Origin of the sequence: Emcibacter nanhaiensis, assembly GCF_006385175.1 — a bacterium.
GTDB lineage: Bacteria > Pseudomonadota > Alphaproteobacteria > Sphingomonadales > Emcibacteraceae > Emcibacter > Emcibacter nanhaiensis.
Genome location: NZ_VFIY01000018.1, coordinates 1 through 14,412 on the forward strand (window position 1 = coordinate 1; position 14,412 = coordinate 14,412).

14 protein-coding genes and 3 tRNA genes are annotated in these 14,412 nt (G+C 53.3%); 6 read left to right on the plus strand and 11 right to left on the minus strand.

The window, feature by feature from the left end:
• The 3 genes from tuf to FIV46_RS14040 form a co-directional block, all read right to left on the minus strand.
• On the minus strand, positions 1-1,190 hold a 1,190-nt coding region (gene tuf / locus FIV46_RS14030), incomplete at its 3' end, for an elongation factor Tu (RefSeq protein ID WP_139937772.1).
• 141 nt (positions 1,191-1,331) lie between these two features.
• Positions 1,332-1,405 (minus strand) — tRNA-Gly (locus FIV46_RS14035).
• A 42-nt stretch (positions 1,406-1,447) separates the two neighbouring features.
• A tRNA-Tyr gene (locus FIV46_RS14040) sits at positions 1,448-1,532 on the minus strand.
• 196 nt (positions 1,533-1,728) lie between these two features.
• On the opposite strand from FIV46_RS14040, the gene rlmB reads away from it, so the two are divergent.
• Together rlmB and FIV46_RS14050 are read left to right on the plus strand one after the other, a co-directional pair.
• Positions 1,729-2,568, plus strand: coding sequence for a 23S rRNA (guanosine(2251)-2'-O)-methyltransferase RlmB (gene rlmB / locus FIV46_RS14045; protein WP_219846135.1), 840 nt, complete (start codon positions 1,729-1,731; stop codon positions 2,566-2,568).
• A gap of 90 nt (positions 2,569-2,658) precedes the next feature.
• Positions 2,659-2,734: transfer RNA gene (locus FIV46_RS14050), tRNA-Thr, on the plus strand.
• Positions 2,735-2,751: 17 nt separating this feature from the next.
• Here the strand turns inward: FIV46_RS14050 and FIV46_RS14055 are convergent.
• On the minus strand, positions 2,752-3,507 hold the full coding sequence (locus tag FIV46_RS14055; RefSeq protein ID WP_139941564.1) for a hypothetical protein: 756 nt from the start codon (positions 3,505-3,507) through the stop codon (positions 2,752-2,754).
• Between the two features lie 372 nt (positions 3,508-3,879).
• Between FIV46_RS14055 and FIV46_RS14060 the strand changes: the two genes are divergently transcribed.
• Positions 3,880-4,341 (plus strand): PAS domain-containing protein, encoded by a 462-nt coding sequence (locus tag FIV46_RS14060; RefSeq protein WP_181163249.1) that lies wholly within the window; start codon positions 3,880-3,882, stop codon positions 4,339-4,341.
• Between the two features lie 24 nt (positions 4,342-4,365).
• On the opposite strand, the gene FIV46_RS14065 is transcribed toward FIV46_RS14060, so the two are convergent.
• Positions 4,366-5,679 (minus strand): phospholipase A, encoded by a 1,314-nt coding sequence (locus FIV46_RS14065; protein WP_139941566.1) that lies wholly within the window; start codon positions 5,677-5,679, stop codon positions 4,366-4,368.
• Between the two features lie 120 nt (positions 5,680-5,799).
• A complete protein-coding gene (locus FIV46_RS14070) occupies positions 5,800-6,204 on the minus strand; it encodes a hypothetical protein (RefSeq protein WP_139941567.1) in 405 nt (134 codons plus the stop codon).
• Positions 6,205-6,398: 194 nt separating this feature from the next.
• Here FIV46_RS14070 and FIV46_RS14075 point away from each other — a divergent pair, with 194 nt between their 5' ends.
• A complete protein-coding gene (locus FIV46_RS14075; RefSeq protein WP_139941568.1) occupies positions 6,399-6,725 on the plus strand; it encodes a TraR/DksA family transcriptional regulator in 327 nt (108 codons plus the stop codon).
• Positions 6,726-6,731: 6 nt separating this feature from the next.
• Here the strand turns inward: FIV46_RS14075 and FIV46_RS14080 are convergent, their stop codons facing one another.
• Genes FIV46_RS14080 through FIV46_RS14095 form a run of 4 tightly spaced genes read right to left on the minus strand, consistent with a single transcriptional unit; the run spans position 6,732 to position 11,706 of the window.
• The gene (locus tag FIV46_RS14080) at positions 6,732-8,858 is read right to left on the minus strand and encodes a multicopper oxidase domain-containing protein (protein ID WP_139941569.1); all 2,127 of its coding nucleotides are present in this window, start codon (positions 8,856-8,858) and stop codon (positions 6,732-6,734) included.
• A gap of 36 nt (positions 8,859-8,894) precedes the next feature.
• Positions 8,895-9,251 (minus strand): hypothetical protein, encoded by a 357-nt coding sequence (locus tag FIV46_RS14085; protein ID WP_139941570.1) that lies wholly within the window; start codon positions 9,249-9,251, stop codon positions 8,895-8,897.
• Between the two features lie 40 nt (positions 9,252-9,291).
• A complete protein-coding gene (locus tag FIV46_RS14090; protein WP_139941571.1) occupies positions 9,292-10,020 on the minus strand; it encodes a PepSY domain-containing protein in 729 nt (242 codons plus the stop codon).
• 45 nt (positions 10,021-10,065) lie between these two features.
• Entirely contained in the window at positions 10,066-11,706 is a 1,641-nt protein-coding gene (locus tag FIV46_RS14095; protein ID WP_139941572.1) for a M28 family metallopeptidase, read from the minus strand.
• 72 nt (positions 11,707-11,778) lie between these two features.
• On the opposite strand from FIV46_RS14095, the gene FIV46_RS14100 reads away from it, so the two are divergent.
• On the plus strand, positions 11,779-12,897 hold the full coding sequence (locus FIV46_RS14100) for an NAD(P)/FAD-dependent oxidoreductase (RefSeq protein WP_219846136.1): 1,119 nt from the start codon (positions 11,779-11,781) through the stop codon (positions 12,895-12,897).
• Here FIV46_RS14100 and FIV46_RS14105 read toward each other — a convergent pair.
• Entirely contained in the window at positions 12,894-13,565 is a 672-nt protein-coding gene (locus FIV46_RS14105; protein WP_219846137.1) for a GntR family transcriptional regulator, read from the minus strand. The genes FIV46_RS14100 and FIV46_RS14105 overlap by 4 nt on opposite strands.
• Before the next feature lie 179 nt (positions 13,566-13,744).
• Between FIV46_RS14105 and FIV46_RS14110 the strand changes: the two genes are divergently transcribed.
• Complete coding sequence (locus tag FIV46_RS14110) at positions 13,745-14,260, plus strand: PAS domain-containing protein (RefSeq protein WP_219846138.1); 516 nt, start codon at positions 13,745-13,747, stop codon at positions 14,258-14,260.
• Positions 14,261-14,412: the final 152 nt, after the last annotated feature.

The following is a 14,412-nucleotide window of genomic DNA, read 5'->3' on the forward strand; positions in this document are numbered from 1 at the left end:
TATTCGATAATTGAGGCTACGACGCCGGCGCCGACGGTACGACCGCCTTCACGGATGGCGAAACGCAGACCTTCGTCCATGGCGATCGGGGCGATCAGCTCGACGTCAACGGTCACGTTGTCGCCCGGCATAACCATCTCGGTGCCTTCCGGAAGATGCACAATACCGGTCACGTCAGTGGTACGGAAGTAGAACTGCGGACGGTAGTTGGTGAAGAACGGGGTATGACGACCGCCCTCTTCCTTGGTCAGGATGTAAGCCTCGGCTTTGAACTTGGTGTGCGGGGTAATGGTTCCCGGCTTGGCCAGAACCTGGCCACGCTCAACCTCTTCACGGCCAACGCCACGCAGCAGCGCACCGATGTTGTCGCCGGCTTCACCGCTATCCAGCAGCTTGCGGAACATTTCAACGCCGGTAACAGTTGTTTTCGTGGTGTCTTTGATGCCCACGATCTCAACTTCCTCGCCCACATTGATGATACCGCGCTCAACACGGCCGGTCACAACAGTACCACGACCGGAAATGGAGAACACGTCCTCGATCGGCATCAGGAACGGCTGGTCCTTCGGACGGTCCGGCTGCGGGATATATTCGTCAACAGCGTCCATCAGTTCCAGGATCTTGTCTTTGCCGATGGCGTCGTCACGACCTTCCAGGGCGGCAAGCGCAGAACCGGCAATGATCGGAATATCGTCACCCGGGAATTCATATTCATTCAGAAGTTCGCGAACTTCCATCTCAACCAGCTCAAGCAGCTCTTCGTCGTCAACCTGGTCAACCTTGTTCAGGAATACAACCAGGGCCGGAACGCCAACCTGACGGGCCAGAAGAATGTGCTCGCGGGTCTGCGGCATCGGGCCGTCAGCAGCGTTCACAACAAGAATCGCGCCGTCCATCTGCGCCGCACCGGTGATCATGTTCTTCACATAGTCAGCATGACCCGGGCAGTCAACGTGAGCATAGTGACGCTTGTCCGTCTCATACTCAACGTGGGCCGTGGAAATCGTAATACCGCGCTCGCGCTCCTCAGGAGCCTTGTCGATGTTCGCAAAATCAACCGCTTTGCCGTGACCGGCATCGGCAAGTACTTTTGTGATCGCCGCAGTCAGTGTGGTCTTACCATGGTCAACGTGACCAATAGTCCCAATATTGCAGTGCGGCTTCGTGCGTTCAAACTTTTCTTTTGACATTTCTAAACCACCTAAAAATCAGCGCCCGGCATCACCCGCAGGAGCTTCTTCCAATTTTAAGCCAGCAAATGGGCGTCGAGCCGCATTCACCCCATTAAACAGACGCATCAACTGATGCCATTTCATTCCGGTATTTTTTTTTGGAGCGGGTGAAGGGAATCGAACCCTCGTAACCAGCTTGGAAGGCTGGGGCTTTACCACTAAGCTACACCCGCCCATACCCAGTCCACGTCCCCCTTGCAACCGGATCGGGGAAATGGTGGAGGGGGCAGGATTCGAACCTGCGTAGGGAAACCCGGCGGATTTACAGTCCGCTGCTTTTGACCGCTCAGCCACCCCTCCAGGAGTGGATTCGACCGCCCCTTGAAGGGCAGTTGTGAAGCCGCAATATGGACATTTCTGGCACGATGTCAACGTTATTTTGAAAGAAATCCCAACTTCTCGTTTTTTTTCGCTCTGCACAAGAAAAACAAGCCCAACCGTCATCCTGCGATCAAACCAGTTGCCCTCGCCTTCTTCCTGCCCTATAGCTTTCCGGATGAGCAAAAAAACAAACCCTCGTAAAAGCCGCCATGGCAGTGCCGGACCCAAATCGCCGCGCCGGATGAAACCGGCTCCCGAGCGGGACAAACAGATACCGGCTGCCGGCGGCGGCCTGTGGCTGTTCGGCCGGCATCCCGTTATGGCAGCGCTGGCGAACCGGGAACGACAGAAGCACCGGCTGCTCGTCTCCCGCAAGAACGCCGATCAATATCGCGAGGAGCTTGCCGAGCTGCTGGATGGCGTACCGTCGCCACACCCCGAACTGGTGGGCGCGGAGGAGTTCGAGAAGCTCCTGCCCGAAGGCAGCCTGCATCAGGGGATCGCCCTCAAATGTTCTCCCCTGCCGGGTCGACATCTGGACGAGGCCTGCGCCATCGTTGAAGAAGCCAAGAACCTCATTCTGGTTCTCGACCAGGTCACTGACCCCCATAATGTGGGCGCCATTATCCGGTCGGCCGCGGCCTTCGGCGCCAAGGCCATTGTTACACCGGACCGCAACGCGCCGCCGGAATCGGGCACCTTGGCCAAGTCCGCCTCCGGATGCCTGGAACTGATCCCCTGGGTGCGGGTCACCAACCTGTCCCGCGCCCTCGACCAGCTGGCGGAGATGGGGTACTGGCGCCTCGGTCTTGACGGCTATGCGGAACAGACCGTGGCCGAAGCTGATTTCGGCAACAATATCGTGCTGGTGCTGGGGGCCGAAGGCAAGGGCCTGAGGAAAGGCACCAGGGACCATTGCGACGCCCTCGTCAAACTGCCGATCAGTGAGCGGGTTGAAAGCCTCAATGTCTCCAACGCCGCCGCCGTGGCGCTCTATGAGTTTTCACGCGACTGAAGCTTTGCCGTTAAAATTCCGGCCGACATGAAAATTTGGCTTGATTTTGAAACAAAGCCGCACTAGGTTGCGCCTACTTTCCGTAAGGAAGCCCCTATAGCTCAGTTGGTAGAGCAACTGATTTGTAATCAGTAGGTCCGCGGTTCGAGTCCGTGTGGGGGCACCACTTTCCGCCTTTCCCCGTCAGTTTCCATGGCGCTCATCCGATGTCCGCCATTGTTTGTATTCACGCACCGAAAAGCTGAACCGGCACCCCAAAGGCGCCCCACCTTCTTTCCGTGGTTCAAGTATAACCTGATGTTGTCTAAAATCGTCCCGGTCCAACACGGTGCGCCGCAAGTTGAAGAGCACTTTCGCTTCCTTTGTTGACAATATGACACCGTCCTCGCCAACCTGTTGCCAACGTCCCTTTTCAGGCGGAAAAGATGGAGGTTCTGACATACTGTCCAGTTGAAACTGTCCGCCGGAGAGCATGTCCAGTATGGCGACCCCTTTGCACTCACGACTGACAAGTTCTGAATCAGAGAGGGATGGCACAAACGGCTCTCTGGATGGGATATCCAGCAGGTTCTGATCTTCATGCGGAACCTGACCTGATTTCGGCAGTATATAAACCCCGACATTTGACTTGGTATAACTGTGATTGCCCCTGGAGGCATATGCCAGATCAAATGTGCCATACCCCTTTCCAAGAAGTATGGCCTGGATTTTTGCAAGTGCCTTCTCACTGCCACCGGAAGGGAAATAGATCAAAGTATTGCGGTAAATGGTTTCAGGATAGTGATTTTGCCTGCGTACTACCGCAAATCCACTGTCTTCGAAACTGCGAACAAGTTCCTTTATTTCCTGTTCATCCAGAAACTGGTCATTCAGGTGTACAACCGTTCGGCTACAGCCTGCAACGACAATGAAAGAAACGGCCAAAGCCAGGCGCCACATGGATTCCCCCTCCCCCTCTTTTTCAATCTGAATATACCCTAAACGGGTCAGCCATTCAAAAGAGATTCGGACTGTCGTTTCAACAACCGATCCTTCCCGATTCCGTCGGCATCGACGAAGTTCATTTATCCCAATGAATGTATTCCGAAAACACACAAACGCTAAGATCTTGATTCTTATCAATATCTTAACAAAATGCGTCGCAGCACTGCAAAATTAACTTTTTGTTAACGATTTGGGCGAACAATTTCACACCTGTTACTATTTGCCGACGGGGTAAGGGCTGTCGGAGAAGTTATTCTTTGTTAATAAGTTAAAAAAAACTTCCGGCATTTGGCGGGAAGACGTTGTACGAGTTTTAAAGGGGAACCAGTGAGTAATTTCATTATTGATTTTACGACTGATGATCTGACCAGCGACTATCAAAATACAATTTTGCAGTATTGGCACGAGATCAGAGGCGACAGGACAATGCCGGCGCGCAAGGATTTTAACCCCCTGCATGTGCCGGATGCGCTGGGCAATCTGATGCTGATCGATGTGAAACATACCCCCCGGGATTACACCATCAGACTCATCGGCACCAATATCACGGAACTGACCGGCAAGGACAATACCGGTCAATCCGCCTCAAGCTTCAGAGATGCCGCCGAGGTCGTTTCCCGATTTGATTGGATCCTCGAAAACAAGCAGCCCTATTTCAGCAAGGATGAGTTTATCTGGTCTTCACGGGACCGCCGAATTTATTCGGCCCTGGTCCTGCCCTTTTCCGAAAATGGCGAGGATGTCTCGATCATCTTTTGCTGCCTGCACATTTACAAAGATAACGACTAGATTTTACAAAGATAACGACTAGATTTATCGAGCTATCCCAATGCCGAACCGCACCCGGGTTTCCTCACGGTTATAGGAAAGCATTTTCTCTCCATACCCGGTGACCAGCTGGGCCTGGAAATACAGGTCCGGATGATTGATAAACAGTTTGTTCAGCGGATAGGTAAAATCAAGGCTTAAGAATCCCCGCCCGGTCTGGAAATTTCCCCTCAGGGCGGCGGCGATCTGGAAATCGTCAAGCTTCCCGAACCTGGCAACAAAATTCGTATGGCCCCTGTAATCGATAATATCGGGATTGTCCGACAGATCCCCTACATAGGTGTGAACTCCGGCTTCCAGCTCCAGGCTGTAACCATTGTCAAACTCAAACGTCACCGCCGGACGCACATAGAGCGTGTTTATGCTGCGGGATTCTTCTCCTCCCCGGCCGTTTGATTCATGCAAAAACCCGAATTGCAGATCCAGCCGGGTATCTTCAGACAGGAATCCGTCGCCTACATCTTCCCAGAGATAGAAAAACTCCGGTTTGAAATTGGTGTCTGCGAACGGTTTCGAGGCTGCTGCCAAATCCCAGAAGTTCAACTGAGTATAGGAAAAATGGAGACCTTCGATCCAGGAGCGGTTGACAGGCGCTTCATTTCGGTCTGCTCCGAACAGCCGGTATTTGAAACTGATCTGAAATTTCGCGTTAAAACTGTCACCGCCGAGCAGAAAATAGGATGGTTCATAGGGGGAGAGATTGTCGAAATAGAGCCCCTTCTCTTCCTGCAGGTCCTCTATATCCTTCGGGCCGAGAACGATATATTCGTCCTCTTTGTCGTCCTGTTCCCGATCGCCCCGGGATTTCCCCTCCGGCTCCTGGTCAGCATCCTCCGCCTTTTGTATTTCCTGCTGTCCTGTTTTTGCGACTCCTACCATAAGGAAGGGGCTGTTGCCGTCGCCTTCTGCCGGAATAATTTTCAACGGCCCGGGCCTGATGTCTGCCGGCAGCAGCAGGAAGTATTCTATTTTTCTGAAACTGCCCGGATCAAGGATCAGGCTGCCGGCCTGTTCCTGGCCGGATAGCTGCAGCTGCCCGACCTGGCTATACAGTCCATATTCGAGGTAGACCTGGATATTTTGTTCGATCCGATGTTCCTGCCTGTCGGCGGAGGAGTTGTTCATCACCAGCAGGGTCAGGGGAATAGCCCGGCCGCCCGTCACCGGATGATCAGGGACAATCAACAGTTTTTCGACCGTCGCACAAGCCGGAGCCGCGCCAAGATACAGGACGCTAAAGCACAGCAGAAACAACTTCCTGCAGCAAAGATTACCGGGCACCATTGACGTTTCCTTCAACCAGAGATCCTTATTTTTGTCACAGGCTATACGTTATTTGTGAAAATTCAAATGATCCGCGCAAAATAAAAAAGCGGCCAGTGGCCGCTATTGGTTTTCGGGTCGCCCGGACATATGGTCCTAGGCGCCTTTCCGCGCTGCCCCAATGCTTGCATATTTACGGGTGAGACGGTCCATCTTCTCGCCCCCGATAACCGTGCGTTCATTTACAATCAGGGTCATAAAAACCTGGTCTTCATCCACATTCAGGCTTTTCACCGCTTTACGGGGAAGGACTATGCCTGTCTCGCGGCAGAACAGCATAAGTGCTGCAGCCAGTTCAGGCATCGGAAATTCGATCTTCACGGGTGGTTCGTTGCTGATTTTCTTGACCATCAGCGTTGCGGAAACAGAGCCGGCATTGTTGACGATTAGGCCTTTGATGTCGCCGAATTCAATCGGTTGCTTCTTCACCAGGGAATATTTCATCAGCGCCCGAATGAGTTCGGACTCTTCAAAAAAGATATGTCTAACTTCCGCTGCCATGACTGAAACCTGCCCAAATACGCATACACTGACCTGATGTTTTTATTATTTTGAAACCGTGAACGGTTACTACTTTATAAGCACAACACAATATTACAACTATATTATTATATAGTTACCAAGCACCTAACAATCCGTTAAGCTTGGCAGATGAGCGGGGATATACAAATATCTCCGGGAACCGGGTGCGAAATATGGATATCGAGATCTACCGACAAAAACTTCTGGAAATGAAAAAAAACCTGGAAGAGCTTCTCGCCATCTCTGAAGACGGCCGGGCGACTGTTGAACTCGACCAAAGCAAAGTGGGGCGCCTGTCGCGGATGAACGCCCTGCAGGCCCAGGCCATGTCAAAGGAAGTTACACGTCGCCGGCTTCAGGAACTGCGCCGGATAGAATCCGCCCTTGCCCGCATGGAAGAGGATGAATTCGGCTTTTGCCTGACCTGTGGTGAGGAAATCGAACAGGAACGACTGGCACTGGATCCCTCAGTAACCCAGTGCCAGAATTGTGCAAGATAGGTCCCGCTAGAATTTCACCAGAAGACCACCGCCGGCACCGAAACGGGACATGTGACCGCCGACCAGTGATATCCGCTTGTTGATTTCATATTCAAGAAGGGTTTCCCACTCGTCATCGGTATCCCAGGACCATTCAAAAGATAATCTGGGTGTAAGCTGTACTTCACTTGCCAACGCGAACCGAACATGCCCCTTTGTATCAACCCGCAGGTCTGCTTCGATCAACAGAGGCAACACATAGCGGGCCCCAATCATGGACACATTTCGCTCGTGCCAGTTCCCGTCTTCCTGTTCACGCTCGAACCAGCCGCCGGCGTAAAGTTTCAAAAACCGGTCAATGGTCCTGCTATAGGCAATTTCGCCTTCATAAGCGCCGTCATAATCCGCCTCGACCATGGCGGACAACATATTGTAACTGTTCCTGGTCCAGACTTTCGCCGTCGCCACATGACTCTGGGCCGACAGGTCGGCAAAGCTGTACCAGTGCCGATCCCCGGAAATTTTCCGCACTGTCTCTTTTGTCAGCCGGCTTGTTTCGGCGTAACTGACGACCCGGGCCATTCCGGCCTTCATGTGGTAGAGATTGTGGCAATGAAAAAACCAGTCCTTTTCCTCATTGGCGTCAAACTCGATAATCACCGTCGCCATCGGCGGAACATTGACGGTATGTTTCAAGGGGCTGCGATCGCCCCTGCCGTTCAGCACCCTGAAAAAATGACCATGCAGATGGATCGGATGATGCATCATGGTTTCGTTTTTGAGGACAAAACGGACCCTTTCCCCCTTGCGGATCAGGATCTGGTCCGCTGCAGACAAGACCTTGTTGTCAAAGGACCAGACATAGTCCTCCATATTTCCCGTCAGCAACAAATTCACTTCGCGCAACGGACCGGCATTCCTGAGGCTGGTATCCTCAAGTCCCTCGAGACGGCTGTAATCGGTCATGTAAGGGACAACAGGTTCAGCCGGCTGGCTCATCATCATTGAGCCGTGCCCCATTTGACTGTGGTCCATCTGGCTATGGTCCATATTCCCATGCCCCATGGCTCCATGGTCCATGCCTTTTTGTTCCATCTGACTGTGGTTCATGGATTCATGTTCCATGCCGCCATGATCGCCGTGAGACATGACATAGGGATCAGGGGCTGGTGCCTCGGGCGCTACCACCTTCTCGCCATGTCCAAGATAAGCAGAAGCATATCCGGTCCCGTCCTCGGAGGTGGCGCGGAATTCATAGGCCCCGTGGTCAGGAATTTCGACAATCATATCCCAGGTTTCCGCAATGGCTGTGCGCAACCGCTTGACCTGGAAGGGTTTGACATCCACCCCGTCGGCAGCGACCACAGTCATCGGGCCACCGGCGAATTCCACATTGAAATAGCTGGATGCCGCCGCGTTGATGACCCTGAGGCGGATCTTTTCACCGGGCATGATGTGATGCTCTGAAACCGGCTTGCCATTGATCAGGAACAGATCATAACCCACATCGGAAATATCCATGGGCCCCATGCGGTTCCAGGAACCGTCGAGGCGGTTTTTCACCGCCTGCCAGCCATGGGCCAGCACCCGGTCCCAGGACTGCACGCTGTCCTTCTTCACGGCATAATAGTCCCCGTCGCGTTTCAGGTTGCGGATCACCTGGTTTGGATTTTCATCGGTCCAGTCGGACAGCACCATCACCAGATCATGATCGACCCGGTATTTTTCCTCTTTCGGGTGGAAAACTATCGGGCCATAGACGCCGCGCTGTTCCTGTAGTCCGGTGTGGGAATGATACCAGTAGGTGCCGCTGTGAATGACAGGATATTCATAGGTAAAACTGCTGTGCGCAGCGATCGGCTGAGTAGTCAGATACGGCACGCCGTCCTGATCGTTGGGCAGCAGAACCCCGTGCCAGTGGATAGAACTTTCCACGTCCATTTTGTTATGGAAGGTGACCCTGAGGGTATCCCCTTCCCGGGCTTCAATGGTTGGCCCGGGAATGCCGCCGCCCACCGTCAGGGCCTGGACCGGCTTACCGGTAAAATTGACAGTCTTCTCTGCAATATCAATAGAATATTCAACGACTTCCGCCTTCGCGGGAAGCCAACTCAACATCGCGCTGGTGAAAATCAGCGCTGAAATATTTTTCATATTTTTGCTCCAGGAATTTGATCTGAATTATTTAGGTCAGATCATCGTCCTGGGAGGCGGAGAATGGAGAGGTGCCAGATATTCCTCCGGAATATTCCCGGCAGGATTAAAGGCCTGGACAACCTTGTGGAAGGCTTCCCTGCCGCCAAAATCAGCAGGCAAGATAACAGCGGAGCAGGACAGCATGGCATCACAGTGACAGGAGACTTTCCCGGCGTGTCCGGCACTGTTGTCCGACATATCTTCGTGACAGGGCATGTCCTGCGACATGCCGGCCGCGTTCACCGCGGCGGCATGTTCGCATGCCCTGGCCGCACTGTGCTCAACCCCGGTTGCCGAAACAGCGACCAGAAGCAGAACAGCCAGAGAGATGACTTGCCGAACTCTTTTCATAAGAAGAAAGGTATACGCTGTTTGCAAAACTTGTCCACGCTTATTTTCCCCGCAGCAACCAGCGGAAGTCACGTTTTCCGAACGCATAGAAAATAAGAATTACACCGCTCAGAACAATAAACAGCCCCACAGACGCGGCACTTACCAGTAGCAGATTATTGATATCAGTGCGTTCTTCATAATCCATAATATGCAACATCCAGAAGAAGTCGTGCCGGCGCCAGATATCTGACCTGACCCGAATGATTTTTGCAGTATCTGGGGAAATATACAGGCTGCTGTTGATGTCGTCATCGAAATCCACTCGCCACAGCGGCAGCCGGACACCGCTGATTTCCCCGACCGGCTCTTCAAGCCAGGAGACAGCGCGCACCTTTCCCTGCCCTGCATATCTCTCCTCAGCAATGTTCAGCGCATCTTGTTTGTCGATTTTACGAAAATCCAGTCCGGTCAGGGCATTAAAAAGGAATATATCCTGTCCCACCCCAACCTGGTAAACCGGGTGTCCCCGATAGAGGAGCAGCGAAAGAGTACTGACGTCCTGCCCCGCGAAATGGGCCAGAATTACCGACGGTGAAACATAGTCCTGCGACGGAGAAAGGGTCTGAGCAGGTTCTTCAGAAACAAGGTGATTGCCGCGAACCTCCCCGATTGGAAACCAGGACATGATGAAACCGCTGAGTGTCCAGAGCAAAAACTGGATCCCGACAATCAGGCCGAGCCATTTGTGGATACGCCTCAGCCAGAAATTATAGTTTATTTTTTTCATCGTGCTTTTCCGGGCCGCTGTCGAGCAACGGCCCGGGCAATTGAATTATTTCATCATGGCATCGCGCATGGCGCGGAATTCGGTCCCTTCCCGCCAGTTGGGGAAAGTTTTTTCGCCGGCAAGCCGGAGACCGATTTCATAGATCAGCGTCAGGTCGGCCACCGCACCGGACATATCCCAGTCCTCGGAATATTCGTCAGACGGCTTGTGATAATTCTTGGCGGTATATTCTTCCGCCTGCTTGAGGAACCATTCCTCGCCATGGGCGATGGAATCCACCCCGCTATCAAGATAAAGGGCCGGCACGCCAACCTTGCCGAGGCTGAAATGATCCGAGCGATAATAATAGCCCCGTTCCGGCGTCGGATCCGGGCGCACAACCCGGCCAACCTTCTCAGCCGCCGCGACAACATAGTCGTCAAGGTCCGAATTGCCATAGCCCACCACAGTCACATCCCGGGTCGGGCCCAGATAGTTCAGCACATCCATATTGATGGCTGCCACCGTCTTGTCGAGTGGCACAAGGGGACGCTGGCCATAATATTGCGAGCCCAGCAGCCCCTGCTCTTCCGCCGTCACCGCCATCAGCATGATCGACCGTTTCGGCTTTACCGCACCATTCTTGTAGGCATGGGCCAGTTCAATCAGTCCCGCTGTGCCGGAAGCATTGTCCAGGGCGCCATTGTAAATCTGGTCGCCTTCCAGACTCTCATCCTTGCCCAGATGATCCCAGTGCGCCATGTGGATGATATATTCGTCAGGCCGCTCGGTGCCCGGCAGAACCGCCACCACATTGTGGGATTTGGAATGGCGGACCTTGTTTTTCATGTCCAGGGACATTTTGGCCTTGAGGGGGACGGGTTTGAACTCCGCCTTTGTTGCCGCTACCTTCTCAGCGGCATAGTCAAGCCCGGCGGCGGCAAAGACCTTTTCTGCCGTTGCCCCCGGGATCCAGCCTTCAATTTTCACCCGGTTCATATTGCCGTCGGCAGTTTCCAGCGAGAACAGCGGGCCGGACCAGCTGCCCTGCACCACTTCCCAGGGATAGGCCGCCGGGGCGGTCTCGTGAATAATGATTGCCGCTTCAGCGCCCTGGCGCGCGGCTTCCTCATACTTGTAGGTCCAGCGCCCGTAATAGGTCATGGCATTGCCGGTAAACAGCTCCGGATCCTGGGTGGCATAGCCCGGGTCATTGACCAGGATGACCACGGTTTTGCCCTTGACATCCAGGCCTTCATAATCGTTCCAGCCATATTCCGGGGCAACAATGCCGTAACCGACAAACACCATGTCGGAATCTTTTACGGAAACTTCGCCAACAACCCGTTTGGTCCAGGCCATATATCCCGGACCATACTCAAGTGTCTGGTCCCCCGCCTCCTGGGAGATGGTCATGACCGCATCGGGAGATGCAGTGATTTCCACCATGTCGAGTTCCTGGAAATAGCTGTCGCCATTGCCGGGCTTCCAGCCTGCTTCCTCAAATTTCTTTTTCAGGAAATTGATGGTTTTCTCTTCTCCGACAGAAGACGGCGCCCGGCCTTCAAATTCGTCAGAGGCCAGTATCTTGATATTTTCCTTGAGGCGGGACGCGTCGATATCGACCACATCCTGTTTCTTGCCGTCCTCGCCGCCGCAGGCGGCCAAAGACAGTGACATTATGATCCCGAACAGATATCTTTTCATTTTATTCTCCATTTTTATCTCAGGGACGCTAACACAGCTGCAGCATTCCTGAAAAGGGCATACAGGTGATAAATGGATATTTTCGAGGTTGATACCGTTGTCATCGGTGCCGGTGTGGTGGGACTTGCCTGTGCCAGGGCGCTGGCCCGCGCCGGACATGAGGTCTATCTGCTGGAGAAGGAAAACACCTTCGGCACCGGCATCAGCTCCCGAAACAGCGAAGTCATTCATGCCGGCCTATACTATCCCCCGGACAGCCTCAAGGCGGAACTATGTGTGCGCGGCAACAGGATGATGCGCCAGTTTTGCGACGACTTTCATGTGGACTACCGCATGCCGGGCAAGCTGGTGGTCGCGACAACGGAAGAGGAAATCGCCAAACTCGAAATCATCAAGGCCAACGCCGAACAGTGCGAGGTTACTGACCTGACAATTTTAAACAGGCAGGAATGCCGTGTGCTCGAACCGGAGCTGGAGGTGTTGGCCGCGCTCCATTCCCCCTCCAGCGGCATCGTCGACAGCCACGGACTGATGCTGGCCCTGCTCGGTGATGCGGAGGCTCATGGCACGGTTGCGGCCTACGGGGCGGAAATGACGGGAATATCCACCGCAGCCGGTGGCGGTTTTATCGTCAGTCGGGACGATCCTTCCGGCGACAGGATTGAAATCCTCTGCCAATACCTGGTCAATGCCGCCGGACTGGGGGCGACCCGGCTAGCCTCAACATTCCGGGAACTCGACCCGCAAACCATCCCGCGCACCTGGTTCGCCAAGGGCAACTATTTTTCCTATGCCGGGAAACTGCCGTTCCGGCATTTGATCTATCCGGTGCCGACAAAAGGCAGCCTCGGCACCCACCTGACCCCGGACCTGGGTGGACAGGGCAAATTCGGCCCCGATATTCAATGGGTTACGGAGGAAAATTACGATGTGGATGAAAGCCGTAAGCCGCTGTTTGTGAACTCAATCCGCAAATACTGGCCGGGCCTGGATGAAAACCGGCTGCAGCCTGCCTACAGCGGCATCCGCCCCAAGGTGGTCGCGCCGGACATCGCCAGCCAGGATTTCATTATCCAGGGTCCACGGGATCACGGCCTCCAGGGCTTTGTCAACCTGATGGGAATTGAATCCCCGGGCCTGACCAGTTCCCTGGCCATTGCCGAAAAAGTTGTGGCAAAGATAGGGGATTAGTCCCCTTTAGTCGCCCCGTCCTGGTTGGCGGAAATAAAGTCGGTAACAATATCTCCGACCGTCAGGATATGCTCGGCCATGAGGCGGGTTGCTTTTTCTACGTCCCGGTCGCGGCAGGCCTGCAGGATGTCGGCATGTTCCTCACGCCCCTTTTCCGCCTGCCCTTCCATGGAAATCTGCAGTCGCTGGTAGCGATCCGTATTGTCATGCAGGGAACGGCAGAGCGCCATGGTGATCGGCGTATTGCCCGGGCTGTACAGTGTCCAGTGGAATTTCCAGTTGAGCTCGGACCAGCTGGCGGTGTTCACACCGGAGTCCACAGCCTTGTCATATACGGCCAGGGCGTCTTCAGCATCCTCGATGTCCTTGTCGGTCATATTGGGAATGGCATGTTCCAGCATATCGCATTCAAGCATGGCGCGGAGACGGAACAATTCACGGACTTCGTCAACGCTCAGAGGTTTTACTACCGCCCCCCGGTGAGGCTGAAATTCGACCAGGCCATCGCCTTCCAGAAGAAACAACGCCTCGCGAACGGGAATACGACTTGTCCCCAGGTCCTTGGCCAGCGCATCCTGACGCAAACGTGTCTCGGCCGGATACTGCCCGGCGATAATCCGTTCCTTCAGGATTTCATAAATATTGTCTACCGCAGTCTTTTTGGACAAGACCCTCTGCCCAGACTTGATGTTCATGCTTCCTCACTCCAACAAATGTGTCAGATTTTATAACCTGTTTTGTTTTCGCTGTAAAATCTAATAGTTGCCAAGAAGATAAACGCATTTTTCTTTTTTAGAGAATAATCTTCAGTGCTTGAGTAATTGTGTTGTACAATGGACTTTGAATGATGTCCGGTCAAAATCGGACTCAGAAGTTTTTTGTGTATCTGCCGCCACCGAAAAATATGTTCAAATCGCCTATAGATAACTCAGATTTAGATCTGGCTCCCCTGAAAGCACTGTTCAACTATTGGCAGAAAATCAGGGGAGAGCGGGATATGCCAGCCAAAGCGGATTTCTCGCCAGCGGCCGTCCCTAAACTTCTTCCCTATATCGCCCTCTTTGAAGTTGAAGAAAATCCCCGACGGTACCGTACTCGACTGGTCGGTTCAAAGATTACTGAGATCTTTGGATTGAACATAACAGGGGCTTATACAGACGAGCGTCCCGAATTCGACGAATTCATGAAACGCCAAAGTTGGCTGGTGGAGAACAAAACACCCTATCTCTACATTGACTCGCTTGAATGGATTAACAAGGAATATCTTCATTACAAGGGCTTGGGCTTGCCTTTCTCCGATGACATGGAAAATGTAAACTTTATCATGTACGGGGTTTTCAACTATTCTCCCGACACCCGTTAAAGAGGCGGGTTTCAGGTTTCTGCGGGATGTTGCCCATCTAAAATCCGTTTGCTGCATGGAAAATCTGCACATACAGAGACAAAATCAATGTATTACTGTCTTCTGATGTTTAATTATTGTATACCTTATACCAGCTAAACTACTTAAAGATA

Excerpts from the sequence above, each read along its gene's own strand:
- rlmB (WP_219846135.1), top strand. The coding sequence starts at position 1,729 with ATGAGCAAAAAAACAAACCCTCGTAAAAGCCGCCATGGCAGTGCCGGA.
- FIV46_RS14055 (WP_139941564.1), bottom strand. The coding sequence starts at position 3,507 with ATGTGGCGCCTGGCTTTGGCCGTTTCTTTCATTGTCGTTGCAGGCTGT.
- FIV46_RS14070 (WP_139941567.1), bottom strand. The coding sequence starts at position 6,204 with ATGGCAGCGGAAGTTAGACATATCTTTTTTGAAGAGTCCGAACTCATT.
- FIV46_RS14075 (WP_139941568.1), top strand. The coding sequence starts at position 6,399 with ATGGATATCGAGATCTACCGACAAAAACTTCTGGAAATGAAAAAAAAC.
- FIV46_RS14080 (WP_139941569.1), bottom strand. The coding sequence starts at position 8,858 with ATGAAAAATATTTCAGCGCTGATTTTCACCAGCGCGATGTTGAGTTGG.
- FIV46_RS14085 (WP_139941570.1), bottom strand. The coding sequence starts at position 9,251 with ATGAAAAGAGTTCGGCAAGTCATCTCTCTGGCTGTTCTGCTTCTGGTC.
- FIV46_RS14090 (WP_139941571.1), bottom strand. The coding sequence starts at position 10,020 with ATGAAAAAAATAAACTATAATTTCTGGCTGAGGCGTATCCACAAATGG.
- FIV46_RS14095 (WP_139941572.1), bottom strand. The coding sequence starts at position 11,706 with ATGAAAAGATATCTGTTCGGGATCATAATGTCACTGTCTTTGGCCGCC.
- FIV46_RS14100 (WP_219846136.1), top strand. The coding sequence starts at position 11,779 with ATGGATATTTTCGAGGTTGATACCGTTGTCATCGGTGCCGGTGTGGTG.
- FIV46_RS14110 (WP_219846138.1), top strand. The coding sequence starts at position 13,745 with ATGTCCGGTCAAAATCGGACTCAGAAGTTTTTTGTGTATCTGCCGCCA.